18 protein-coding genes are annotated in these 24,767 nt (G+C 58.9%); 13 read left to right on the top strand and 5 right to left on the bottom strand.

Features of this window, described 5'->3' with window-relative positions; all coding sequences use genetic code 11:
- Positions 1–214: 214 nt before the first annotated feature.
- Both N902_RS18550 and N902_RS18545 read left to right on the top strand, forming a co-directional pair.
- Positions 215–1,204, top strand: a complete 990-nt coding sequence (locus N902_RS18550; protein ID WP_051564186.1) for a glycine cleavage system protein H — start codon at positions 215–217, stop codon at positions 1,202–1,204.
- Positions 1,205–1,267: 63 nt separating this feature from the next.
- Positions 1,268–2,194 (top strand): glycine cleavage system protein H, encoded by a 927-nt coding sequence (locus N902_RS18545; protein ID WP_051564184.1) that lies wholly within the window; start codon positions 1,268–1,270, stop codon positions 2,192–2,194.
- A 517-nt stretch (positions 2,195–2,711) separates the two neighbouring features.
- Here the strand turns inward: N902_RS18545 and N902_RS0102890 are convergent.
- The 4 genes from N902_RS0102890 to N902_RS0102875 form a co-directional block, all read right to left on the bottom strand.
- A complete protein-coding gene (locus N902_RS0102890) occupies positions 2,712–4,205 on the bottom strand; it encodes a hybrid sensor histidine kinase/response regulator (RefSeq protein ID WP_027369708.1) in 1,494 nt (497 codons plus the stop codon).
- Positions 4,198–5,664: an ATP-binding protein gene (locus N902_RS0102885; RefSeq protein WP_027369707.1), complete on the bottom strand. Its 1,467-nt coding sequence runs from the start codon at positions 5,662–5,664 to the stop codon at positions 4,198–4,200. The genes N902_RS0102890 and N902_RS0102885 overlap by 8 nt, the downstream gene beginning before the upstream one ends.
- Before the next feature lie 546 nt (positions 5,665–6,210).
- Positions 6,211–7,539: a histone deacetylase family protein gene (locus tag N902_RS0102880; protein ID WP_027369706.1), complete on the bottom strand. Its 1,329-nt coding sequence runs from the start codon at positions 7,537–7,539 to the stop codon at positions 6,211–6,213.
- Complete coding sequence (locus N902_RS0102875; RefSeq protein WP_027369705.1) at positions 7,524–9,218, bottom strand: hydantoinase/oxoprolinase family protein; 1,695 nt, start codon at positions 9,216–9,218, stop codon at positions 7,524–7,526. Before N902_RS0102875 ends, N902_RS0102880 begins: the two co-directional genes overlap by 16 nt.
- 328 nt (positions 9,219–9,546) lie before the next feature.
- On the opposite strand from N902_RS0102875, the gene purE reads away from it, so the two are divergent.
- The 6 genes from purE to N902_RS0102845 all read left to right on the top strand — a co-directional run bounded on the left by purE (position 9,547) and on the right by N902_RS0102845 (position 14,947).
- On the top strand, positions 9,547–10,029 hold the full coding sequence (gene purE, locus N902_RS0102870; RefSeq protein ID WP_027369704.1) for a 5-(carboxyamino)imidazole ribonucleotide mutase: 483 nt from the start codon (positions 9,547–9,549) through the stop codon (positions 10,027–10,029).
- A gap of 34 nt (positions 10,030–10,063) precedes the next feature.
- Complete coding sequence (gene dut, locus N902_RS0102865) at positions 10,064–10,522, top strand: dUTP diphosphatase (protein WP_027369703.1); 459 nt, start codon at positions 10,064–10,066, stop codon at positions 10,520–10,522.
- 135 nt (positions 10,523–10,657) lie between these two features.
- Positions 10,658–11,245, top strand: a complete 588-nt coding sequence (locus N902_RS0102860; protein ID WP_027369702.1) for a TrmH family RNA methyltransferase — start codon at positions 10,658–10,660, stop codon at positions 11,243–11,245.
- 87 nt (positions 11,246–11,332) lie between these two features.
- A complete protein-coding gene (gene aroC, locus N902_RS0102855; RefSeq protein WP_027369701.1) occupies positions 11,333–12,394 on the top strand; it encodes a chorismate synthase in 1,062 nt (353 codons plus the stop codon).
- 212 nt (positions 12,395–12,606) lie between these two features.
- Positions 12,607–14,034 carry an MATE family efflux transporter gene (locus N902_RS16110; protein ID WP_084287673.1) on the top strand — a complete coding sequence of 476 codons (1,428 nt, stop codon included), beginning with the start codon at positions 12,607–12,609 and terminating at the stop codon, positions 14,032–14,034.
- 31 nt (positions 14,035–14,065) lie between these two features.
- Positions 14,066–14,947 carry a DUF2156 domain-containing protein gene (locus N902_RS0102845; protein ID WP_027369700.1) on the top strand — a complete coding sequence of 294 codons (882 nt, stop codon included), beginning with the start codon at positions 14,066–14,068 and terminating at the stop codon, positions 14,945–14,947.
- Between the two features lie 449 nt (positions 14,948–15,396).
- Here N902_RS0102845 and N902_RS0102840 read toward each other — a convergent pair whose 3' ends face one another.
- Positions 15,397–16,932, bottom strand: coding sequence for a hypothetical protein (locus N902_RS0102840; protein WP_027369699.1), 1,536 nt, complete (start codon positions 16,930–16,932; stop codon positions 15,397–15,399).
- A gap of 976 nt (positions 16,933–17,908) precedes the next feature.
- Between N902_RS0102840 and groES the strand changes: the two genes are divergently transcribed.
- The 5 genes from groES to N902_RS0102815 all read left to right on the top strand — a co-directional run bounded on the left by groES (position 17,909) and on the right by N902_RS0102815 (position 24,736).
- Positions 17,909–18,196 carry a co-chaperone GroES gene (groES, locus tag N902_RS0102835; RefSeq protein ID WP_027369698.1) on the top strand — a complete coding sequence of 96 codons (288 nt, stop codon included), beginning with the start codon at positions 17,909–17,911 and terminating at the stop codon, positions 18,194–18,196.
- Between the two features lie 49 nt (positions 18,197–18,245).
- The gene (gene groL, locus N902_RS0102830; protein ID WP_027369697.1) at positions 18,246–19,892 is read left to right on the top strand and encodes a chaperonin GroEL; all 1,647 of its coding nucleotides are present in this window, start codon (positions 18,246–18,248) and stop codon (positions 19,890–19,892) included.
- Positions 19,893–20,286: 394 nt separating this feature from the next.
- Complete coding sequence (locus N902_RS16105) at positions 20,287–21,264, top strand: TAXI family TRAP transporter solute-binding subunit (protein ID WP_034621388.1); 978 nt, start codon at positions 20,287–20,289, stop codon at positions 21,262–21,264.
- A 315-nt stretch (positions 21,265–21,579) separates the two neighbouring features.
- Entirely contained in the window at positions 21,580–23,676 is a 2,097-nt protein-coding gene (locus N902_RS16100; RefSeq protein ID WP_084287667.1) for a TRAP transporter permease, read from the top strand.
- Positions 23,677–24,217: 541 nt separating this feature from the next.
- A complete protein-coding gene (locus N902_RS0102815) occupies positions 24,218–24,736 on the top strand; it encodes a DUF1850 domain-containing protein (RefSeq protein ID WP_027369696.1) in 519 nt (172 codons plus the stop codon).
- Positions 24,737–24,767 lie beyond the last annotated feature (31 nt).

The following is a 24,767-nucleotide window of genomic DNA, read 5'->3' as shown; positions in this document are numbered from 1 at the left end:
CCGCCTTTTGCCTCTAGAAAAAGTAAAGGCAGAGAGATCCTTTGCGCCCAGACTCGCTCATGATGACAAAAGAATGGCGCCCCGCAGGATAGTTCTGATGCCCCTCTTGTCATTCTGAAGGAGTAAACCGACTGAAGAATCTATGGCGTTGAGCATACATGCCTACGGGGGCTTGCCCTGACCAAGCATATAAAACTGCTGTAAGGAGGCTGTTATGATGAGCATGATCAACCAGAACTTCCCAGGCTACGGTTCTACTTCCGCCCGGACCAGGAAGCGGGATCCCCAACAACAAACCGGAATTGATACCGTTCTGGGCGGACAGATCTGGCGCGTGCAGCCGGATGAACAGGCCAAGGCCGCCCACCCCTGCTTGTGGATGCAGACCGGCGTGGTCTCTTTCAAGCCGTGCACAAACTTCTACGACTGCACCACCTGCTCGTACGACCGGGCCATGCGAAAAAAGGCGGCGACCGGAAAAGCCATGACCTGGCAAGAAGCCATGCGCCGCAGATCGGACAAGGAACGCCTCTGCCGCCACAGCCTGACCGGGCGGGTCGGCCGGCGAAGCTGCCCCTACAACTACGAATGCAGCCATTGCGATTTTGATCAGTACGTGGAGGAGGTCTTATCAGCAGTCAGCGTGGACCGGCCGGAGACAATGCATCAGGTCAAGGGCTTTCAAATCCCGGAGGGATATCTGTTCCATATGGGCCATACCTGGGCCAGAGTGGAAAGCGGCGGGTGCATCCGGGTGGGCATGGATGATTTCGCCCTCAAGGTCCTGGGGGCCTTCGACCGCTTTGATCTTCCAGTCATGGGCAAGGTGGTGGAACAAGCCGAGCCGGCTTGGGGGTTGGCCCGGGACAACCATGAAGCTGAGGCCCTGTCCCCGGTGGAAGGGATCATTATGGATGTCAACCAGCAGGTCAGAGACAAGCCGGGAATGGCTTTTGAGCGGCCCTATGAGGACGGCTGGCTGATGCTTGTTCGGCACAATGATATCAAGTCCATGCTCAAACGGCTCATGGATGAAGAACAGTCTCTGAACTGGCTGAGCGAAGAAGTGGCCACCCTGGAACATATGATTGAAGAGGTGCATGGGCCATTAGCCGCAGACGGCGGATTGCTGCAGCCCGATGTGTACGGGAATTGCCCTGAACTGGGCTGGAACAGTCTGACCAAGACCTTTCTCCGGTCCTGACCCGAAAAGCATCGTGATCCGAACAACCAGCCGTTATACGGTGTGTTCAAGAGGAGATCGGCCATGCTCTCATTCCCGGCGGTAGAACAACAGGCGGGGGGCCCGGCTCCCCGCCCCTGCTACTGGGCTCAGGCCCAAGTGGTCAGACACAAGGCCTGTACCCGGGAATTCCAGTGTCAGAGCTGTCCTTTCGACCGGGCCTTACGCAAGCAGGCGGCGGTCAATGCCGCACGCAAACCGAAGGGGGAGCCCCGGCTCAAGGACAGGATCGAGACCTGGCAGGACAAGCTCAGGCAGCTCCCGGCCCTGCAACGGCCGTGTATTCATACCATGCGCGGAGAGATCACCTTCCGCCCGTGCACGGAAAACTATTTATGCGCCGAATGCAGCTTCCACCAGTATTTTCAAGACATCTACAGCGTGCACACCGTGCTCTCCCCCATTGATCTCCTGGAGTGCCGAGGGTTCCATATCCCGCAAGGATACTATCTGCATCCCGGACACGCCTGGGTCAAGCTGGAGAGCGAGGATACAGTCCGCATCGGCCTGGACCAGTTTGCCCTCAAGATCTTGGGACCGCTGGACTGTATAGATATCCCGGTCCTGGGCAAGCGCCTGACTCAGGATCAGCCGGGGTTCATCCTGCATCGGGAGGGGCACTCGATTGCTGTTCTGTCTCCGGTAAGCGGGGTGATCACCGATGTCCAGACCGAGCTGGGCGAACATCCTGCTCCGGCCTTGGACGACCCGTACGGGCAAGGGTGGCTGGTCCGGGTCAAGGCCTCTGATCTGCGCCGGGAACTTCCGGGCCTGATCTTAGGCATGGAGAGCGAGGACTTTCTGAGCCAGTCGGTGAACCGCGTCTTTTCCCTGCTCGAGGAAAAATACGGCCCCCTGGCTGCTGACGGCGGAGACTTGGCCCCGGACCTTGCCGGCCAGCTCCCGGAGATGAGCTGGGAGAAACTGGCCGAGGCAGTCCTTCGGCCGTAGAGTTGTCCTGCTCCCAAGGGGCGAATGATTATTCGCCCCTACACACCCTCCCCAAATCCAGGCACCATTCAGCGGGCATTCCGTCTTCCACCGACCACTGTCTTCCGACTACCGGCTACCGATCTCTGGCCACTGACTTCTGACCTCTGCCTTCTGACTTCTGACGTCTGGCCCCCTCCCCGGGTACCGCCCACTACTCTTCTCTCCGTCCCCCCTTGAGGGGGGCTCGGGGGGTGTTTCTTCTTTACCCCCTGGATCACTTCTCCGTTCTGCTCCAAGAGGGCGAATGATTATTCGCCCCTACACACCCTCCCCAAATCCAGGCACCATTCCGCGGGCATTCCGTCTTCCACCGACCACTGTCTTCCGACTACCGGCTACCGATCTCTGGCCTCTGACCTCCGCCCCCCGGCTACTGCCCACTACTCTTCTCCCAGTCCCCCCTTGAGGGGGGCTTGGGGGGTGTCTCTTCTTTCTGTCCTCTGATCTCTGATCTCTGACCTCTGACCTCTGACCTCTATCCTCTGTCTTCCGTCGGCAGCACAATCTCAAATGTGCTGCCCTCTCCCTTTGTACTCTGGACCCTGATCGATCCGCCCAGGTCATCCAGGATGCCCTTGACAATGGGCAGTCCCAGTCCACTCCCGGTAATAAACCGCGTCTTCTCGTCCTTTATCCGGTAGAAGCGCTCGAAAATCCTGTCCTGCTCCTCCTCATCGATCCCGTATCCATTGTCAGCCACCAGAAGGACCAGCTTCCCCGGCTGATCAGCCTTTAGGGTCACATCCACCCGCCCCTGCTGCGGGGTGTACTTCAGGGCGTTGGAAATAACGTTGGTGAACACGGACTCCAGGGCCTTGGGGTCGGCCCGCACCGGGGCCGCTTGTTTGGAGGGCAGATACAGATTCAGCTCCTGGTCCTTTCCTTGAGCCTGGTCCCGCAGGTAGCCGATCAACCGGGTCAGAAGATCTTCCACCTGTACATCGTCCACGTTCTGATAGGCCGCACCAGCCTCCAGCTTGGACAGATCCAGGAGGTCCTCCACCAAGTTGATCAGTCCCTTGGTCCGCTCCTGCACCCTGGACAGGATACGCTGATCCTGAATCAGACCCTCCTGTTCCAACAGGTCCTGAATGACCATGGCCATCTGTTCATGGATCGTGGACAAGGGCGAACGCAGCTCATGGGAGACCTTGGCCACAAACTCCGACTTCAACCGGTCCAGCTTCCTGATGGCCGAGATATCCACAAAAACCACCACCGACCCATGATGCTCACCGTGATCGCCCCGAATGGGCCGGGCTTTAACCAGAAGGGTTACCTCCCTGCCCATATCCAGCTCGCAGGTCGAAACCTCTCCCGAATCAGGCCCCTGGCCCACACTGGTCACAAAGGAGCACAGGTCCTGATCCGGAACGTAGGAGGCCACGGCCTGACCGATCTCACAATCCTGGTCCAGGCCCAGCTGCTCTCGAACAGCCTGGTTCATGAGCACCACCTGCCCCTGGCTGTTGGTAACCATGACCCCATTGGGCATGGCCTCGACAATGCTCCTGGTCCGGCTCTTTTCCGTGGCCAGATCAAACAGGGTGTTTCGCCGCTCTTCTTCCAGGCGCTCTGTCTCCCGGGTCAGATACAGCTTGTCCAGGGCCCTTTTGATCACCAGGCGCAGCTGTTCAGCCTCAAAGGGCTTGGGGATGAAGTCGTAGGCCCCCTGCTTCATGGCCTCAATTGCGGTCTCAATGGTCGCATACCCGGTAATGATGATGACCAGAATGGAATCGTCTATTTCCCGGATCCGCTGATGGACCTCCATGCCGTCCATGCCGGGCATCTTGAGGTCCAAGAGAATGATATCCACCTTATCCCGGTCCAGGAGGCCGAGGCACTCCTGTCCATTGGCCGCCATAAGCACCTTGCAGTCTATCCTGGTCAGGATGCGTTCCACAGCCAGTCGAATGCTGTCTTCGTCATCCACCACCATGATCGTGGGCTGCCATCCATCACTCATCGCATCCCTCCTCAGCCTGGGCCTGCAGGGGCAGCTCTATCCAAAAGGTGACCCCGCCCTGGGGCTCGTTTCTGGCCCCCAACTGACCTCCGTGATTGCTGACTATGCGGTAGGCCACCGAGAGGCCGAGACCGGTGCCCTTGCCCTCTTCCTTGGTGGTGAAAAAGGGATCGAAGATATTGGCCAGGACATCGTCCCCAATCCCCGGGCCGGTATCGGTGAAGGTGAGCAGGACCTTGTCTTCGCCTTGTCTGGCCGTGGCAACGCTCAGTTGTCCTTCGCCCTCCATGGCTTCAGCCGCATTGAGCACGATGTTCATGAACACATGACTCATCTGCTGCAAATCGCAAGGCACGAATGGGAGTTGGGGATCAAAACGGCGTTCAATGGTAATATTTTGAAAGATGGCGTGTTTTTCCAAGAGAAACAGGGTCCTGTCTATGGCCTTGTTCATATCCTGCAGTTTGGTCTTATACGTTGACTGCCGGGCGAACTCCAGAAGCTCTTTGACCGTATCCCGGCAGCGCTGGGCATCATCCATGATCCTCCGTAGATCCTGCTTCGCCCCTTCTTCCAGATCGTACTCCTCCATCAAGAGCTGAGCAAAGAGGCTGATGCCCCCCAAGGGGTTGTTGATCTGGTGGGCCACACCCGCCGCCAGCTTGCCCAGGGCGGCCATCTTCGAAGACTGAAACAACTGGATTCTGGTTTCCTCCAGCTCCTGCTCCATCTTGATGGTTTCCCGCAGATCGTGAAAAAAGCCGATGGTGGCCACTTCCTGACCGTGTTCATAGATAATGGAGGCGTCCAGGCTTATGGGGATGGTCGTTTTGTCCTTGGCCACCGCGGTCACCTGCCAGCCTTTCAGTTTTCCCGGCCCTCCCAGCTCATCGCTGCGCAGCCTGCGCATGACGTCTTTGGCTCCATCGCCGGGATAGATGTCCCGAATATCCAGACTGCGCAGGGCCTCTTCCCTGGAGTAGCCCAGGATCTCGGATGCAGCATCGTTGAACACAAGAATGGAGCCGGTCATATCCGCGGCAATCACCGCATCCACGGAGCTCATGATCAGATTGTGCAAAAAGGCATTGGACCTGGTCAGCTTCCGTTCCAGGCGACCCATCTTGGGGGGATCAAAATCCAGACGAACCACCCCTTCCATGTGCCCGCCGGCGAACATCCCATAACAGGTTCCCCCGTCTTCGAGGTCAAGCCCGGCCTGGGGACCTCCCGCTTCCGAGGTCTCGCAGACCCGTCCCAGCACTGGACAGGCCTCCATATGCTTGCACGGCCCGATAGACAGCTCATGGCACAAACGACCCACCATGTCCTGGCCGTACTTTTCTTTGGCATAGTCATTCGCCGCCAGAATCCGAAAATCCGGAGATATAACCACAAGCTCCCGCTGGAGGGAATTGATGGCCTCCAGAAGATACCGTTCTTCTTTTTGAGTCTGCATACCTCCCCCTTGGTACGGGTTCGGTTTCGGAACCCCGGGGTACTGCCCGGTCCGCACCTGAAAAATCACGGGACCACGGGCCGCGTGTTTTCTGTTCCCCTGTTCCCCTTGCTGGGCTGGGGTGTTTCTCCTTCCTGTCCTCTGCCTTCTTCCGCTCTTCTGCTCCAAGAGAGCGAATGATTATTCGCCCCTCCAACCTATCCGCCGAATCCAGGCTCTAATCCCAGGCATTCCGTCTTCCACCGTCCACTGCCCACCGACCACTGTCTTCCGACCACCGACTTCCGATCTCTGTCCTCTGACCACCGGCTACTGCCCACTACTCTTCTCCCCGTCCCCCCTTGAGGGGGGGGTTCGGGGGGTGTTTCTCTTTGCCTCCTGGATCACTTCTCCGCTCTGCTCCAAGAGGGCGAATGATTATTCGCCCCTACAACCTATCTGCCGAATCCAGGCTCTAATCCCAGGCATTCCGTCTTCCACCGTCCACTGCCCACCGACCACTGTCTTCTGACCTCTGATCTCTGACCTCTGACCTCTGTCTTCTATCTACCGCCCTCCGGCCACGGCCCGCTGACACGTCCCCTGCACCCGGTCAATGAACTGGATGTTGGTGAATTTGCCCTTGGCTTGTTCCTCGGCAAAGATGCGCTCCCCTTCGGCCCGGCACCGTTCGCATCCCAGACGGGGTATCTCCAGCCCCAGGCAGTTCTTTGTCTTGCTGGACGAGGTTTCCACCCGAAGCAGCCCCGGGCAGTGATCACAGTCAAGCAGGAATTCCCGCTGCCGCTCGGTAATAAACGAGGTGTCGTAGAAGACCTCCTTGGACCGGATAAAGTAGTCCCCCTGCTTTTCCCTGCTCATATGGGCGGTGGGCGGGCTGAAGTATCCATCCAGGGCGGCCATGGACATCTTTTTGATATACTCGGTGATCCGCTGTTCCTGACGGATCGCATCCGGATCATAATCCGGCTCGCGCACGCTGCTGTAGTCCAGACCGGCCATGGCCAGGGCGATGCCCAGATTCACGTAGGGCAGGGCCCCCTGAATGGAATACCCGCCTTCCAAAACCGCTATGTCCGGATTCAGCAGCTGATTCAGCCGGGCATATCCCTGGGCGGATACATTCATGTTGGTGATCGGATCGGAGAAATGATTGTCCTGTCCCGCGGAGTTGATGATCAGCTCCGGCTTGAAATCCTCTAGTATAGGCAGGACCACGTTTTCGATCACGTACAGCATCCCTTCGTCCGAAGAGGCCGGGGGCAGGGGAATGTTGATGGTTTTCCCCAGGGCCTTGGGCCCGCCAAGCTCTCCGGGAAAGCCGGTTCCGGGAAACAGGGTCCTTCCGTCTTGATGAATGGAGATGTACAGGGTCTCCGGATCATGCCAGTATATATCCTGGGTCCCGTCCCCGTGATGGCAATCGGTGTCCACGATGGCCACCCGGCCCACCCCATAGTGCCGGCGCAGGTTCTCAACCATGATCGCTTCCATATTCACGTTGCAGAACCCGCGTCCTCCGTGGACCACCTTCATGGCGTGATGTCCCGGAGGCCGAACCAGGGCAAAGGTCTTGTCCTCTTCATTTTCCATAACCAGCTGTCCGGACTTGATGGCCCCTCCAGCGGAGATCAGATGCGAGTTGGTCAGGTTGGAGGCGGTGTCCGGAAAGCAGAAATGCACTCTCCGGATATCCTCCAGCTCGGCCACATCCGGCTTATACTCCCGGATTCCCGGAATATCGAACAGCCCTTCTTCCTTCAGCTGATCCATGGTGTACAGCAGGCGTTCCTGCCGTTCCGGATGCGTGGGCGAAATGGCCCAGTCAAAGGCCGGGAAAAAGACAATCCCCAGCCGGTTTACTGCTCTTTGCATAGGCACCTCACTGCATGCTGATAATCCGGGGAGATGCCGGGCTTAATCTGGCATTTGACCCGCAAATCCTGCCCCACATGATAGACATCCTTGACCATATTCATAGCGCTCTCTTCCACCACCTCCACTTCGGATTGGGGCACCCGCCAGTCAAGATGATTGGTCAGATAGGTACACAGATGGCGGACCACGTCGTCCCGGGCCTGGGTCAGGGCGTACTGGTCGCCCACCCGTTCGTTGATGCCCAAAACCGGTATATTCATGGTCCGTTTTTCCGTGTCCGCAAAAAGCTCAGCCTGCATTGTCGGCCTGGCCAGAGCCGCGCCCAGGGCATTGGCCACCGCATAGTTGTCCGGGACCACCACCGGGAGCCCGAAGGCCTGGCTGACAAACGGAGCCATGACCTGGGCCGGCCCGCCCATAAGATAAATGCGCTTGGGAACGATCTGCCTGTACTCCAGGAACTCATGCACCGTATACACCGGCCGTTCGTTTATCTCCGCCAGCATGTCCAGGGTCTCTTGCTTTAAGACCCGGCAGAACTCATGGATGACCTGCCAGGACACATGACCGGAGCTCCAGCCCAGCTCCCGACCCAGGGTCTCCATTCCCTGGTCCGAGGCCTGGGTCTGGCCATAGGCATATTGTTTGGCGCAGTTCAGGGCATCCACCAGAGTGGGATAGGTCCCTCCCTGAGCCATGCACGGGCCCATCCGCTTGGGACCAACGCACACCCCCCCTTGGTCGGCAGACACAGCAGAATCTCCGCCCAAGGGGATGGATTTGGTCTTCATGGCCCGGACCAGGGTGGGCCGATGAGCAAGCTCCACGCTCTCCGCCTCGATCAAGGGATCCCCGTCGGCAAAAACCGCTACGTCAGTGGTTGTGCCTCCCATATCCAGCAGGATGGCGTCCGACTCAATGGGACACAGGGCCATGATCCCCATGACGCTGGCCGAGGGCCCGGAAAAGATGCTCTCCACAGGCGTTTGCCGGGCCTGGGTGAAGGTCATGGTCCCCCCATCGGCCTTGAGAATATTCACATGCGGGGGGTGCAGACCAAAATCCGCGAGGCTGTCGGCCACAGAGTTGGCAAAGTCGTTGAAAATAGGCCAAATGGCACTGTTGTAGTATGAGGTGGCTATCCGGCGGGGAAAGTTGAGCTGCCCGGACAGGGTATGCCCCAGGGTCAAAAAGGTGCACTCATTTCCCAAAAGCTCAGCCAGCTGATTCTCATGAGCCGGATTGCGGGGAGAAAACTTGCCCACCAGAGAAAAAATGCGCACCCCGCGCTGAATGTATTCCGCAATCTTGGACCTGGCCATCTCCAGGTCCAAAGGCTTGAGCTCGGTTCCCCGGTGGTCCAGCCCGCCGGGGACAACTGAATAGCAGGATCCTATTCTGAAATGCTCCGGGTCGATCCCCGGACCGGCGGAAACCAGCACCCCGACCTCCTCCAAATCGCCCTGAACAATGGCGTTGGTACACAAGGTGGTGCTCAGGTTAAACCGCTTGACCTTTGTCCCGTCCTGGTCTTTGATCACCTCGGCCAGAGCGGAGCGGACCGAAGCCAACAGGTTGTCGTGCTGAGTCGTCACTTTGGCTGAGGCCAACAGCCCGTCTTTATTCAAAAGAACCGCATCGGTGTGGGTTCCTCCAACATCAATGCCCAGGATCATACACCCCCCTCCATACCGCTGTACGCGATGCATTCATAGATAGTACCGGCTGACCGTAATCTCCACTGTCTTCAAACGTATCCGATCCGCTGCCGCCCAGACCCGCACCAAACGGCTCGATCCCGGCCCTCGATTGGGGTGCTCTCCATTCCAGGACGGCCCCAGAGCCGCATCCCGGTCTCGGCTCCCCGTTGCCAGATACGTGGACCACAAGTATAGTTGTCTCTCTGTCGGGATTTCTCTCTATCTTATTTAAAAAAATGTATCTGTTTTATTGTTCAAACGTCAAGGCGTAACCCGTTTCTTCGACTGCAATCAAGGAGGAATCATGCCTCAAGTGGCTGTTTTTATGGGCAGTGCATCGGACAAGGATACCATGCAGGCCTGTTCCGGAGTCCTGGACCAGCTCAGCATTGAGTACCAGATGACCGTAACCTCCGCCCACCGCACCCCGGAGCGGACCAAACGCCTGGTTCAGGAGCTGGAAGCCGAGGGCTGCCAGGTGTTTATCTGCGGCGCCGGATTGGCGGCCCACCTGGCCGGAGCAGTGGCCGCATCCACTGCCAAGCCTGTCCTGGGCATCCCTTTGAACGCCTCATCACTCGGAGGTATGGATGCCCTGCTGTCCACGGTGCAGATGCCGCCCGGCTTCCCGGTGGCCACCCTGGCCCTGGACAAGGTGGGGGCCAAGAATGCAGCTTGGCTGGCGGCCCAGATCCTGGCCCTGCGGGACAGTGATCTCGCCGCCCGCATCCAAAAGGCCCGGGAAGAGATGAAGGACAAAGTGGAGCAGGACGCCGCCGGCCTGTAGGCCGAACCTCTCAAGCCATGGAGCAAAACCCAGCATGAGCGCATCCGTGAACGTCAACGTCCGCTATATGCACCCAGTCTGGTCCGAGTCCGCCTTGACCTACAGCACCCAGGATTCTGTGGGTCTGGACCTGCGGGCCTGCTTCGATCAGGCCGCCCTGACCCTCAAGCCCGGCAGGCGGCAGGCGATACCGGCCGGAGTGGCCATAGAGATCCTGACTCCCGGGATCGCCGGATTCATCTTTTCCCGCAGCGGACTGGGGACCAAGGAAGGACTGGTGGTCAGTCAGGGGGTGGGAGTCATCGACCCGGACTACAGGGGGGAAATCATCGTTTCCCTGCGCAACACCTCCCGGACCGAGCGGACCATTGACCAGGGCCAGCGCATAGCCCAGCTCCTGTTCCTCCCCGCCTTTCAGGCCCGGTTGTTTGCCGTGGACCAGCTGTCCGAGACATCCCGGGGCCAAGGCGGATTCGGCCACACCGGGCATTAAGCCGGAGAATGAACAGTCAGGCCCTGCCTCAAGCCGGCATGGAATTGACAACCCGCGGGTTTTGGGACAGAGTTCTCTGCCATTCTGCACAAAGCATATGCATCATCGACTCTGTCGATCGTCCAGCGTGTGAGCATGCGTCAGATCACCGAGCACAGAAAACAACGGATCCGGGACGTCCTCAGCCGGCGCCAGCCGGACCTTACCCTGGTCATGGACAACATCCACGACCCGCACAATGTCTCGGCTGTGCTTCGCAGCTGCGACGCCTTTGGGGTACAAAGCGTCCACCTGTACTACACCAGGGAAGAGTTTCCCCGTCCGGGACGAAAAAGCTCGGCCTCAGCCAGCAAATGGGTGGACCTGCACAGGCATACCAGCTCTGAAGAGCTGGCCGGGGCGCTTCGCTCCCGCTCTATGTCCATCCTCGGGGCCAGGTTCAGCCCCCAAGCCGTCCCTGTCCACACCCAGGACCTTGCCCGACCCACGGCTATTGTCCTGGGCAATGAACACCAGGGGGTCAGTCCGGAGCTGGTTCCCCTCCTGGACGGTGAGGTGTACATCCCGATGCAGGGAATGGTGGAAAGCCTCAATGTCTCGGTAGCCGGAGCTGTCATGCTCTATGAGTCCTGGCGGCAGCGGAATCAGCAGGGTATGTACGACCAGCCGGCCCTTGCTCCGGCGGATCTGGGCCGGCTCTTTGCCCAATGGGCACAAAAGTGATACCCGAAGTCACGAACTGTGCAGCTTCTGCCAGTTCCATCCAGCATTGATGCTGTGCGGTAGGCGCACCAACCCGAGGGAATTCATATGCCCGGCAATACTTTCGGCACCATGTTTCGGCTGACTACCTTTGGCGAGTCCCATGGACCCAGCCTGGGCGGGGTCATCGATGGCTGTCCGGCGGGACTCCCGCTGACCGAAGAAGACATTCAGCTCGAGCTGGACAAGCGCAAGCCCGGACAGGGGCTGTCCACATCCTCCAGAAAGGAAGGAGACCAGATCCAGATCCTGTCCGGAATCTTTGAAGGACGGACAACCGGGACATCCATCGGCTTTCTGGTTCCCAACCAGGATCAGCAGTCCAGGGACTACGATCACCTGCGCACCCTGTACCGCCCGGGCCACGCCGACTTCAGCTACCGGCAGAAATACGGTCTCCGGGATCACCGGGGAGGGGGCCGGGCCTCGGCCCGGGAGACGGTCTGCCGGGTCGCCGGCGGGGCTGTGGCCCAGCGTCTGCTCCAGGCATACGGCGTGGACATCCTGGCCTACACCCGGGAGCTGGGCGGGATTCAAGCTGAGGTCATCTCCCCGGAAGAAGCCAGGAACCGGCCGTATTTCGCTCCTGATCCTTCTGTTCTCGAACTGTGGCAGAACAAGGTGGAAGAGGTGCGCAAAATGGGGGACAGTCTGGGGGGCATCGTTGAGATCGCCGCCATGAACGTACCCCCCGGCTTGGGCGAGCCGGTGTTCGATAAGCTGGATGCCAGACTGAGCTACGCCATGATGGGCGTGGGGGCGGTCAAAGCGGTGGAAATAGGCGCCGGACGCGATGCGGCCGAACTCATGGGCAGCCAGAATAACGATCCCCTGCGGCGGGAAGGATTCACCAAGAACGACGCCGGAGGGATGCTTGGCGGCATATCCACAGGACAGCCGATCATTGCCCGGGCCACGGTCAAGCCGATCCCATCCATCGCCCTCCCCCAGCAGACCCTCAACGAACAGGGCGAAGAAATCACCTTCACCACCAAAGGCCGGCACGATGTCAGCGCCATCCCCAGAATCATCCCCGTGCTCAAGGCCATGGTCAGCCTGGTCCTGGCCGATATGCTGCTCATGCACCAGAGCAGCAGGTTGCACCAATAACTGGCACGGAATCGGGAGTCGGTGGTCGGTAGCCGGCAGTCGGTAGCCTGTAGTCGGTAGTCAGTGGTCCGTGGTCCGTGGCCGGCCACTGTCTTCTGTCCTCTTACTTCTGACATCCGACCACTGACCACCGACTTCTGCTCTCTCCGCTTTGCCACGGATCCCACTACAGGCTATCTTCCAACAGCCATAGACCGCAGAAATTCAGGACAATGACCACCATCCCCAACCGCCCCCTGACCCACGCTGCCCACACCACCCCGGCCGCTGAGCACGCCGGTTCCATCTGGCGTCTGGCCTGGCCCCAGACCCTGATGATGTTCTTTCACTTCCTGATCGGGTTTGCTGACGTCTATGTGGCCGGCCAGATCGGGGACAATGTGCAGGCCGCCCTGGGCATGATCACCCAAATCCTGCTCTTTTTTCTGATCATCGCCATTGCCCTGGCCAACGGGTCGGTATCCGCGGTCAGCCAATCCCTCGGTGCAGGAAAGACAGTGCGGGCGGTGCGCTACATCAACATGGTCATGGGCCTGGTTCTGGTCGCGAGCCTGCTCCTTTCCGTCCTGGCCTATCCCCTGCGCGGCCTCCTTCTGGATCTTTTGCGCACCCCGGAATCCATCCGCGTGCTGGCCAGCGAGTTCCTGGCCATCTACCTCTGTCTCTTGCCGGTCTACTACCTGCTCGTGGCCAGCAATGCGGTATTTCGAGCCCAGAAGAAGGTGCACATCCCGCTATTGTCCATGATTCTGGTCACTGGATTAAACGCCTTCTCCGACTTCGGGCTGTGCTTCGGTCTGTTCGGCCTGCCCCGCCTCGGGGCAATAGGTCTGGCCTGGGCCACCTTGATTTCAGTCAGCTGCGGATGCCTGTTCAACTGCCTGCTGCTGCTCAAGCGCGGATGGATTCAGCCCTCGGCATTCCCTCCCCTGCGCTGGATGAAATCTGCGCTGCCCTATCTGTGGATGGTGGCCTGGCCCGCCGGACTGATGCAGACCCTGTGGCAGACCGCCTATCTGGTGCTGTTCGCCATCACCGCCAGCCTCCCCCGGGGCGAGGTCGTTGCCATGGCCGCTCTGGCTGCCGGAATCCGGATCGAATCCATTCTGTTTCTCCCCGCATTCGCCTTCAATATGACCGCCTCCATCCTGGTCGGTCATGCCCTGGGCCAGATCGATCCCCCTCAGGCTAAGCGGATCGGAACCATGACCTGGGCCCTGGGCTGTCTTCTGGTCTCGGCCATGGGAATCGGGGTCTGGTTGATGGTGGATCCGGTGGCCGGACTGCTGACCACCAAGACACAGGTCCAGCAGGAGATCGCCAGCTATCTGCACTTCAATGTCGCGGCCATCCCTTTTACTGCGACCAGCATGATCCTGGGCGGGGTTTTTCTCGGGGCCGGGGCCACCAGGTACACCATGATGGCCATCGGGGGAACGGTTTGGTGCGTTCGTCTCCCCTTGGCCTTTATCCTCGGGCACCTGGTTCTGGGCCGGGCTTCAGGGATCTGGGCCGCGATGTTCATCTCTCAGTTCATCCAGTCCCTGCTTATGGCCTGGATCTTCTTCCGCCGGGACTGGACCCGGTTCAGCATGCAGGCCATGAAACACAAAAACAGCCAGTCAAGCACGCATTCCTGACCCTGGAATGCGTGTCAATAAGGAGCGTAACATGACCCTGACCTTTCATCCCCTGTCTCTGGACAGACAAACGGAATACAAGAACAGACTCAGTCAATGCCCGCAGATCAGCTCTGACTACAGCTTCGTCAACCTCTGGGCCTGGAGAGACATCTACGCCCTGGAATGGGCCTGGACCGACTCCCTGGTCTGCATCCGCCAAAACAAGCCCCATCGCCAGTACTGGGCCCCGGTGGGCCCCTGGCAGGAGCAGGATTGGAGCCTGGTCCGCTCCCAGCTTCCAGAGGGCCCCCTGGAGCTGATCCGGATTCCCAGCCGACTGGCCGATATCCTTGCCCCCCAGCTTGCCTCCAGGGTCAACCTCCAGCCTGCTCCGGACCATTTCGACTATGTGTACAATGTTCAGGAGCTTATCGAGCTGCGCGGAAACCGGTTCCACAAGAAAAAGAACCTCCTGAACCAATTCAAGCGCACCTTTGACTCCACCTACATCCCCTTGACCGTAGAAGCAGTGGAAAAGGCCCTGACCCTGCAGACGGAATGGTGCTTGTGGAGGGACTGCGAAGATTCCACCACCCTGGAGGCCGAAAACAGAGCGATCTTGAATACATTTGAAGACTGGAGCAAGCTGGAAGACGTTTTCGGAGGCGGGCTCCTGGTGGACGGGAACATGATCGCCTATACCGTGGCCGAGCCCCTGGATGAGCAGACAGTGGTCATCCATTTTGAAAAGGGCTGCCCCAACCACAAAGGCGCGTACCAGGCAATCAATCAGATGTTTTTGGCCAACTCCGCCTCCCGGTTCACCTATGTCAACCGGGAGCAGGACCTGGGCGATCCCGGCCTGCGCAAGGCCAAGGAATCCTACAATCCGGTGGCCTATATCCAGAAATACAGCGGAACCATGGACTGATCCACGGGGAACGGGGGAGGACAGAGATCAGAGATCAGTAGACAGTGGTCAGTGGTCGGTGGGCAGTGGACGGAAGTCGGTGGACCGTGGACGGAAGACGGTAGTCAGCCTCCGGCCTGGGGAGAGGACAGAAAAAGAAACACCCCCAAGGCCCCCTCAAGGGGGGACGGAGAGGGGCAGTGGTCGGTGGTCGGTAAAAGGGAGTCAGAAGTCTGGTCAAGCCAAGGAATTGGCTTGTAGGGGCGAATGATCATTCGCCCTCTTCCGACAGCCTGGCTATATATTTCATACCCGGTACTGAGCGCATACTGTCCCCCCTTGAGGGGGGAATCCAAGGGGGGTGTACTCTTGTTCTTTCTACCCTCTGGCTTGGGTCTTTCCAACTCCCTCTTACCGACCTCTGGCTTCTGTCTTCTGTCCTCTGACTTCTGTCCTCTGTCTTCTGTCCTCTACCTTCCTCCGGCCAAGGCCCACAGCTCGTCCGCCTGCCTGAAATGGGCCCCGATGTCCCGGCGCAGATCCAGGCGGTTCCCGTTCTCGTTCTCCCTGGGCACAACCCGGACCCGGCCGGCGTCAAAGGCATTGTAGACCCTGGTCCGCAGGCGCTCCGCCACTTCCCCCCGGCTCTGCCCGGGCTTGACGGTCCCATTGATGTTGACATACGCCACCCGGGTCCCATCCGAGTACAGACCCCGTTCCCGGCTGTACCCCATGCCCGAGGGAACGAGCTGGATATTCTTCTTGGCCAGGCCCTGCAGGTCCAGCTCCACCGGCTCGAACTTGGTCACGCTCCAGGGATAGCCCTTTTGCCCGTCCGGTCCTCCGGGCCCGGTGACCAGCCCCACGCACAAGGCGATCTGATCCTCGCGCACTTCCGGCTTCACCCGGTCCAGCTCGCCGGTGAACATGGCCCGCAGCACAGGCCCCAGATTGCGCATCCTGCGCACCACCGCCTGAAACTCAGGCTCTCCGGGCCGAATATTGATCTCGCAGACCCTGATGCTCACGGGCTTCAGCCCGGAGCCCTCCTCCTGGGCAAAGGAGACAAAACAGCCGGGATAGAGCACACATGGCCTGAGGATGCCCTGGGCCCTCATGGCCTGGATCATCGGCCGGGCGATGTTTTCCTCGACCAGCTCGATCAGCTCCGGGCTCTCGAAGGGATGAGGAGATATTGATCCCATGCCTCCGGTAATCGGATTGTCCGGCCCGGGAGGGCCGGCAAAACGCTCCGGGTAATCCATGGACGTGGGCAGTATGCAAAAGTTTCCGCCGCTGTCCACCAGAATGGTGAAGCTGATCTCCACCCCGGACATCCGGGACTCAATCAGCAGAGGCCAGGGCTGGTTGCGGAACATCTTCTTGTACTCTTTTTTGTAGTCATCCAGGAGCTTTTGATACACATCCTGGATCTCCCATGTATTCAGGACGACTCTGGCCCCTTTCCCCCCGGCGCTGTAGGGAAATTTCAAAACCACTCCGCCGTGCTCGTGAATGCCCTGCAGACAGGTCCGGACCACGGCTTGGGCGTCCCGGGCATCCACCTCCCACCAGGAATCCGCAACCGGAATGCCGGCCTGAGCGCAAAATTCCTTGCATTTGATCTTGTCCGCCTCCAGGAATGCTCCATCCCGTCGTAAGCCGGCGATACGCTCCCCCAATCCGGCCTCCTCCAGCTCATCGACCAGGCCGTCGAACAAGAGGGCTTCGGGCAGGGGCACAAGGTAGTCCAGCTCTCCGGTCTGCATGGCCCGGATCGCTGCCCTGGCATAGGCCTGGACCGAGGTGTCCTCCGCTGGGATGAACTCCACCGGCCAGTTCAGCATATCCGGTTCGGCCAGCCTGGGCATGGAGGACGTGCCCCGGACGACCACGCCCTTGCAGGCAGCTGTTGCGGTCTCGCTTTTGGCTGTTGAAACCACCAGCGCGGAAAGCAGGGTCCGGGCATCCGTGCCGGCAAATCCTATCCTGGTTGTCTGCTCCATTGTCTTCTCCGTGGGATGAGGTCTACGTCCCCGCCTTGTAGACAATGCCCTGCCCGCCGGTCAAGTCGGGAGAGATGAGGTCGGAGGTAAGAGATCAGAAGTCAGTGGTCAGAGGTCAGACGTCAGAGGTCAGACGTCAGTAGGCAGTGGTCAGTGGTCAGTGGTCAGTAGGCAGTGGTCGGTGGAAGGCGGAATGCCCGCGGAATGGTGCCTGGATTTGGGAGGAGGTGTAGGGGCGAATAATCATTCGCCCTCTTGGAGCAGAACGGAGAAGTGATCCAGGGGGCAAAGAGAAACACCCCCCGAGCCCCCCTCAAGGGGGACGGAGAGAAGAGTAGTGGGCAATAGCTGGGGAGGGGGCCAGACGTCGGAGGTCAGACGTCGGAAGTCAGAAGTCAGAGGTCAGAAGTCAGAGGTCAGACGTCAGAGGTCAGACGTCAGTAGGCAGTGGTCAGTGGTCAGTGGTCAGTAGGCAGTGGTCGGTGGAAGGCGGAATGCCCGCGGAATGGTGCCTGGATTTGGGAGGAGGTGTAGGGGCGAATAATCATTCGCCCTCTTGGAGCAGAACGGAGAAGTGATCCAGGGGGCAAAGAGAAACACCCCCGAGCCCCCCTCAAGGGGGGACGGAGAGAAGAGTAGTGGGCAGTAGCCGGGGGCCGGTGGTCGGTGGTCAGACGTCAGTAGGCAGTGGTCAGTGGTCAGTGGCCGGGAGCCGGAACAAGGTGGGCGGGATCGATAGAGAAGAAAAAAAGAGATTTTTAACGTTTTTCAGTGTTTTTTTTCGAATTATTATTCTCTTGCCATTTATACTTGCGCAATAGACGAAATTAGCTGACAATCTCTCAAATTTTCTATTGATTTTCATCACCTAATCACTATTATGCCTCCTGTTAGCACTCACCATCAAGGAGTGCTAACACAGCCTGAAAGCAAACAAACACAATCAATTTTAACGGAACCATTGGAGGCAGAACCTATGAAGCTGAAGCCACTGCACGATCGAGTACTGGTCAAGCGGCTGGAGGAAGAGGAAAAGACCAAGGGCGGGATCATCATCCCGGATACCGCCAAGGAAAAGCCCATCCGGGGTGAAGTCGTGGCCGTAGGTCCCGGCAAAATGAGCGACGACGGAAAGCGCATGGAGATGTCGGTCAAGGTCGGAGACAAGGTTATGTTCAACAAGTACGCCGGCACTGAGATCAAGGTCGAAGGCGAAGAGCATCTGGTCATGCGCGAAGACGACATCGTAGCTATCATCGAATAAGCATACGAGACCCCATTCACCCTGAGATACGCCCTGGAAGGAGGAGCATATGCCAGCAAAAGATATTCATTTCAGCAATCAGGCTCGCAACGAGCTCAAGCGCGGCGTGGACAAGCTCGCCGATGCAGTCAAGGTCACCCTTGGGCCCAAGGGACGCAACGTGGTTATCGACAAGTCCTTCGGCTCTCCGACCATCACCAAGGACGGAGTAACCGTGGCCAAGGAGATCGAGCTTGAGGACAAGTTCGAGAACATGGGCGCCCAGATGGTCAAGGAAGTGGCCAGCAAGACCAGCGATATCGCCGGCGACGGAACCACTACTGCCACCATTCTGGCCCAGACCATTTTTTCCGAGGGCCTGAAGCTGGTCGCGGCCGAAAGAAATCCCATGTCCATCAAGCGGGGCATCGACAAGGCCGTGGAAGCAGTGACCAAGGAGCTGAACAATATTGCCCATACCACCCGGGAAGAAAAGGAAATCGCCCAGGTGGGCACCATCTCGGCCAACAGCGACGCCACCATCGGCAACCTGATCGCCGACGCCATGAGCAAAGTGGGCAAGGAAGGCGTGATCACTGTGGAAGAAGCCAAGGGCCTGGAGAACACCCTGGACATCGTGGAAGGGATGCAGTTCGACCGCGGCTACCTCTCCCCCTACTTTGTGACCAACTCGGAGAAGATGACCGTGGAGCTCGAGGACGCCATGATCCTCATCCACGAGAAAAAGATCTCCAACATGAAGGACCTCCTCCCGGTCCTGGAACAGGTTGCCAAATCCAGCAAGCCGCTGTTGATTATTGCCGAGGATATCGAGGGCGAAGCCCTGGCCACCCTGGTGGTCAACAAGCTCCGGGGCACCCTGCAGGTCAGCGCGGTCAAGGCTCCCGGCTTTGGCGAGCGGCGCAAGGCCATGCTCCAGGACATCGCCGTTTTGACCGGCGGGCAGATGATCTCCGAGGACGTGGGCGTGAAGCTGGAAAATGTGACCGTCAACGAACTGGGCCAGGCCAAACGGATCGTGGTGGACAAGGAAAACACCACCATTGTGGACGGCGCCGGCAAGTCCGAAGACATCAAGTCCCGGATCAAGCAGATCCGCACCGAGATTGAGGAGACCACCTCCGACTATGACCGGGAAAAGCTGCAGGAGCGCCTGGCCAAGATCGTCGGCGGCGTGGCCGTGATCAATGTCGGTGCAGCCACCGAGACCGAGATGAAGGAGAAGAAGGCCCGGGTCGAAGACGCCCTGAACGCCACCCGCGCCGCGGTGGAGGAAGGCATTGTCCCCGGCGGCGGCGTGGCCCTGGTCCGCTGCCTCAAGGGCCTGGACAACGTTAAGCCCGCAGACGAAGACGAGCGGGCCGGGGTGGAGATCATCCGCAAGGCCGTAACCGAGCCTCTGCGCCAGATCTGCGTCAACGCCGGCTTCGAAGGCTCCATCATCGTGGAGAAGGTCAAGACCGAAAAGGACGGCTACGGCTTCAATGCCGCCACCGGCGAGTACGAAGACCTGATCAAGTCCGGGGTCATCGATCCCAAGAAGGTGACCAGGATTGCCTTGCAGAACGCGGCCTCCATCGCCTCCCTGCTTCTGACCACAGAAGCGGCGATTGCCGAAAAGCCCGAAGACAAGGACAAAGGCGGGGGCGGAGCTCCCGGAATGGGCGGAATGGGAGGCATGGGCGGCATGTACTAAGCCGCGCACTCCCTTATCTGGATCATATAAAGGCCGGGGCAAAAGCCCCGGCCTTTTTTTGTGGCTTGAAATTTTGTGCAAATTATGATTATTAACGGAATCGAAGTATCCTAACCCTCCAGCAGTGCAGCTATGTTTTTTTTGGCCCTGAGCAATGGCAAACTCCAAAAATCCACAAGCTATGTCGAAGAACCATATAAACGCTGTCCATGTGGCGTGGAACTGTTTATTCGGATGCACACCCCTCGGCTGGCCACCGGGTGCATCCTGTGCAGACCCGCCGTGTTCAGCGCCACAAAGAACCTTGAGGAGGAGCCCGGCCGGGACATCCCGCGCATCGATCTCCATGCCCTGCATGCAGCCAGTTCCAACCTTAGCTCCAAGGAGGTTTGCGATGTTCAAGAAAAGCGTGATCTGCGTCGTGTCCCTGGCCCTTGCCGCAGTCTTCACCCTCAACACCGGTCAGGCCCAGGCCGCAGAGCGCCAGTTCGTTTCCATTGCCGCCGGCTGGGTCACCGGGGCCTACTTCCCCATGGCTGGAGCCATATCCAGAATTGCATTCAACAACCTCAAAGACGACAACATCAAGGTCACGGCAGAATCCTCCGGGGCTTCGGTGGCCAACGCCAACCTGATTGCCTCCGGCAACACCGACTTTGCCATCCTGCAAAACGATGTTGCCTCCTATGCCTACAACGGCAAGGAAGGCATGTTCGACACCCCGGTCAAGAATCTCTTGGGCTGCGCCTCCCTGTATCCGGAGCATATCCAGATCATCGTCCGCAAAGACTCGGGAATCGAGTCCGTGGCCGACCTCAAGGGCAAACGGGTGGCTGTCGGGCCCATAGGCTCCGGGACCACGGTCAACGCCGAGCAGATCCTCAGCGCGTGGGACATATCCTTTGACGATTTTCAGGCTGAGCAGCTCCAGGCCCGGCAGGCCGCGGACTATATCAAAGACGGCCGTCTGGATGCCGCATTCTTCACCGTGGCTGTGGGCGCGGCGGCCATCAAGGACATCGCCACTGTGGTGGACATCGATGTCCTGGATATTGTCGGCCCCAAGGCCCAGCAGCTGCTGGATGAATACCCGTTCTATACCCAGCAGCCGGTCCCGGCCGGATCGTATCCCGGTCTGGAGGAAGACTCCACCACCATCGCGGTCATGGCCATCATGGCCGCCCGCAAGGAGCTGGATTCTGACCTAGTGTATAAAATCATGAAGGCCATGTACACCAACCTGGACAGGATCAAAGAGGCCCACGCCAAGTTCCAGGACATCAGCGTGGAAAACGCTCTGGACGGAATGACTCTTCCCCTGCATCCAGGAGCGGAAAAATACCTCAAGGAAGTCGCGGTGGTTAAGGAATAAGGGAAGTCGGGGTCGGGGGACAGGAGACAGGAATCAGTGGACGGGAAGAGAGAGTCACAAATCGGGTGAAGCCGAGGATTCGGCTTGTTAGGGACGAATGATTATTCGCCCTCTTCCGGTACCCTGGCTGCATATCTCATATCCCGTACTGAGCGCATACTGTCCCCCCTTGAGGGGGGAATCCAAGGGGGGTGTTCTCTTGTTCTTCCCGACTCCCTCTTATCGACCACTGTCCACTGGCTACTGTCTACTGACGTCTGACTTCTGACGTCTGACGTCTGATCTCTGACTTCTGACTTCTAACCCCAGGCCACTATGACCGGCACACCAAGCAACCCCAGGGATACTTCTCCTCCCCCCGGACCTCAGGAAGGCGGCGGGCAGGAACGGCAATTGACCGCAGGTCCGGCCGTGCATCTGGTCAAGTGGATTGCGGTCTTCATGTCCGTCTTTCAGCTCTACACCGGTTTTTTCGGCGAGCTCTCAGGGGCCAAGCAGCTGTCCATCCACCTGAGCTTTGCCATGCTCCTATGCTATCTGAACTATCCCCTGGTCCGGAAAACCAGCCAGAGCAAAATCCCGGTGTACGATTTCGCATTGGCCCTGTTGGCAGCCGCCGCCTCCTTCTATGTCTACGTCAATTATGAGCACGTCGCCTATTCCGTGGGCAATCCGGCCCTCTACGATCTGATCATCGGGGGAGCGCTCATCGTCTTCATCCTGGAAGCCACCCGGCGCAGCATCTCCCCCATCCTGCCGGTCTTGACCCTCATCTTTCTCTTCTATGCCTATATCGGCCCCCATATCCCGGGAACCCTGGCCCATCGCGGGTTCGGCATCAGCCGGATCATCGACCATGTCTTTATGAGTGGAGAAGGGCTGTGGGGAGTCCCCCTGCGGGTCTCGGCCACATTTGTCTTCCTGTTCGTCCTCTTCGGCGCGTTTTTGGAAAAAATGGGCGCAGGGGATTATCTCATCGATCTGTCCTTTGCCAGTATGGGCAGGTTCAGGGGCGGACCGGCCAAGGCTGCAGTCGTGGCTTCCGGGGCCATGGGCTCAATCTCCGGATCGTCCATCGCCAACACTGTGACCACCGGATCCATGACCATCCCCTTGATGAAAAAAGTGGGTTTTAAACCCCACACCGCTGCCGCCGTGGAGGTGGCCGCCTCCACAAACGGGCAGCTCATGCCCCCGATCATGGGTGCGGCCGCCTTTATCATGGCCGAGCTTCTGGGCATTTCCTATTACGAGGTGGTCACGGCCGCCATTATCCCGGCCCTGCTGTCCTATACGGCCATTTTCTCCATTGTTCACCTGGAGGCGGTCAAGGAAAACATCCGCGGACTGACCAAGGAGGAGACCCCGGCCCTGGGCAAGACCTTTGTCAGCGGACTGTACTATCTCATCCCCCTGGCCGCTCTGCTGTATTTCTTGCTTATCGAGTTCTGGACCCCGACCACTTCGGCCACCTGGTCCATCCTCGTCGCTTTGCCGGTTATTGCGGGCAACAATATCTTCCGTCACTTTGCGGCCTTCCCCAAACGCAAGGGCATCCGCCAGGAAACCAGGGACCTGGCCTACGAAGCGTATACGCACAAGCAAAAAAATTTCTTTATCTACCGGACCAAGGATGAAATCCTGGGAGCCCTGGAATCCGGAGCCCGGAACATGGCTGGCATCGCTGCGGCCTGCGCCTGCTGCGGAATCATCATCGGGGTGATCACCCTCACCGGCCTGGGGCTGAAGATGGCCATGCTGATCTCCGCCGCCGCCGGAAACAGCCTCTTCCTCTCCCTGATCTTCGCCATGTTTGCCTGCATCATCCTGGGCATGGGCCTGCCCACCACCGCCACCTACATCATCATGGCCGCCATGACCGCCCCGGCCATTTCCACCATCAGCCAGAACCTGGGGGCGGAGCTGCCTCTGATCGCCATTCATCTCTTTGTTTTCTACTACGGCATAGTGGCCGACGACACCCCCCCGGTTGGCCTGTGCGCATATGCAGCGTCGGGGATTTCCGGCTCAGACCCCGTGGTCACCGGGTTCAAGAGCTTTCGCCTTGATCTGGCCGCCTTCACCCTGCCCTTTATGTTCATCTACAACCCCAAGCTGCTGATGATCAACACGAGTGCCGCAGAGCTGACCTACATCATCCCCATGTGCATCCTGGGCATGTTCTGCTGGTCGGTGTTTATCCAGGGCTTCTGGCTGGTCAGGACCTACCTCTGGGAACGGTTCATCTATGTCATACTGGCCTTCTTCCTGGTCAACCCGTCAGGAGTGACCCTCTTCGGGGTTCACCTTCCTCATCTGGCAGTCAACACCGCTTCCATCACGATCATGGTTGTGCTCTTTTTCTGGCACAGACAGCGCAGAGAGAGGGAAACGGCGGGCAGTGGGCAGTAGCCGGCCTCCGGCCACTGCCCACCGTCCACTGACTCCCATTTGCCTCATACCGACCACCGACCTCTGATCTCTTCCCCGTCCCCCTTGAGCTGACCTTTACCCAGACTTGACACCGTGGGATAAGGTATCGGTCATCGTTCAACCATCCCTGGGGTCCCCTCCTTGCCAAGGCGGGGACTCATAACCGTCTGATCTTGCCCTAGATCTTCGATTGCGGTTTTCGATAAGCCAGACACTTGGACCTCGGCCCTCCATAGAAGAAACACCCCCCTTGGATTCCCCCCCTCAAGGGGGGACGGAAACCGCGGGTTCCGGGTGCAGTCCGGAAAATCAAGCTCTTCCACAATTTGCTCAACCGATGATCCGACTCAAGGAACGCCCGGGTTCAAAAATGCAACCCACAACTGATCTCTTCCCCGTCCCCCCTTGAGGGGGGTTGGGGGGTGTTTCTTCTCTCTGAATTCTGACCTCTGACCTCTGACCTCTGTCCTCTGTCCCCTTGTCCATTGCCCCGTGTTCCTCTAAACTATGCATCATGTGTATGCGCTCCAAGCTTGCCCTGATCTGCGCAATCCTCATCTGCCTCTCTGTCCCATTCCTGTTCATTTGGGACGTTCTGGTCCTGCAGATCACCCTGCCCGGACAAGACACCGTTGTTTACCAGGAGACAGCAGTCCCCGGAACGCTACTGTGCATGCGCTACATCCATTCCGTGGAAAAGACCCCGGTTCAAGGCTGGTTTGCTCTCGACCCCCAGGGCGGTTTCCGGGCTGTCCGGACCAGGACCACAGGCACCGGCACCGGTCTGCCCAACGTGGTCGATGCCGACAACGTCCGCATGCAGGGCAAGTGGATGGTGGTGGATGAAGGCAACACATATGTTCCCCAAATCCCCTTTTACTATCTGCCGTTGAATCAGCTGCGCATATCCGTTGACGGCCAGGAGGTCGATCTGAGCACCGTTCCTCCCGGAAGCAGGCTGTTGATAACCTGCAAGCAGACCTCCCTGGCCAAGGCCCTGTTTCCCGGAAAGCACGGATCAACGCCTCATGGCCGGTAGCCTGTGGTCCTCAGGGATGGCCGGGAGCAAG

The sequence above is a fragment of the Desulfovermiculus halophilus DSM 18834 genome, from assembly GCF_000620765.1.
Taxonomy (GTDB): Bacteria; Desulfobacterota; Desulfovibrionia; order Desulfovibrionales; family Desulfothermaceae; genus Desulfovermiculus; species Desulfovermiculus halophilus.
Note: the sequence above shows the minus strand (reverse complement) of the source record. Positions and strands in the feature narration are given on the sequence as shown.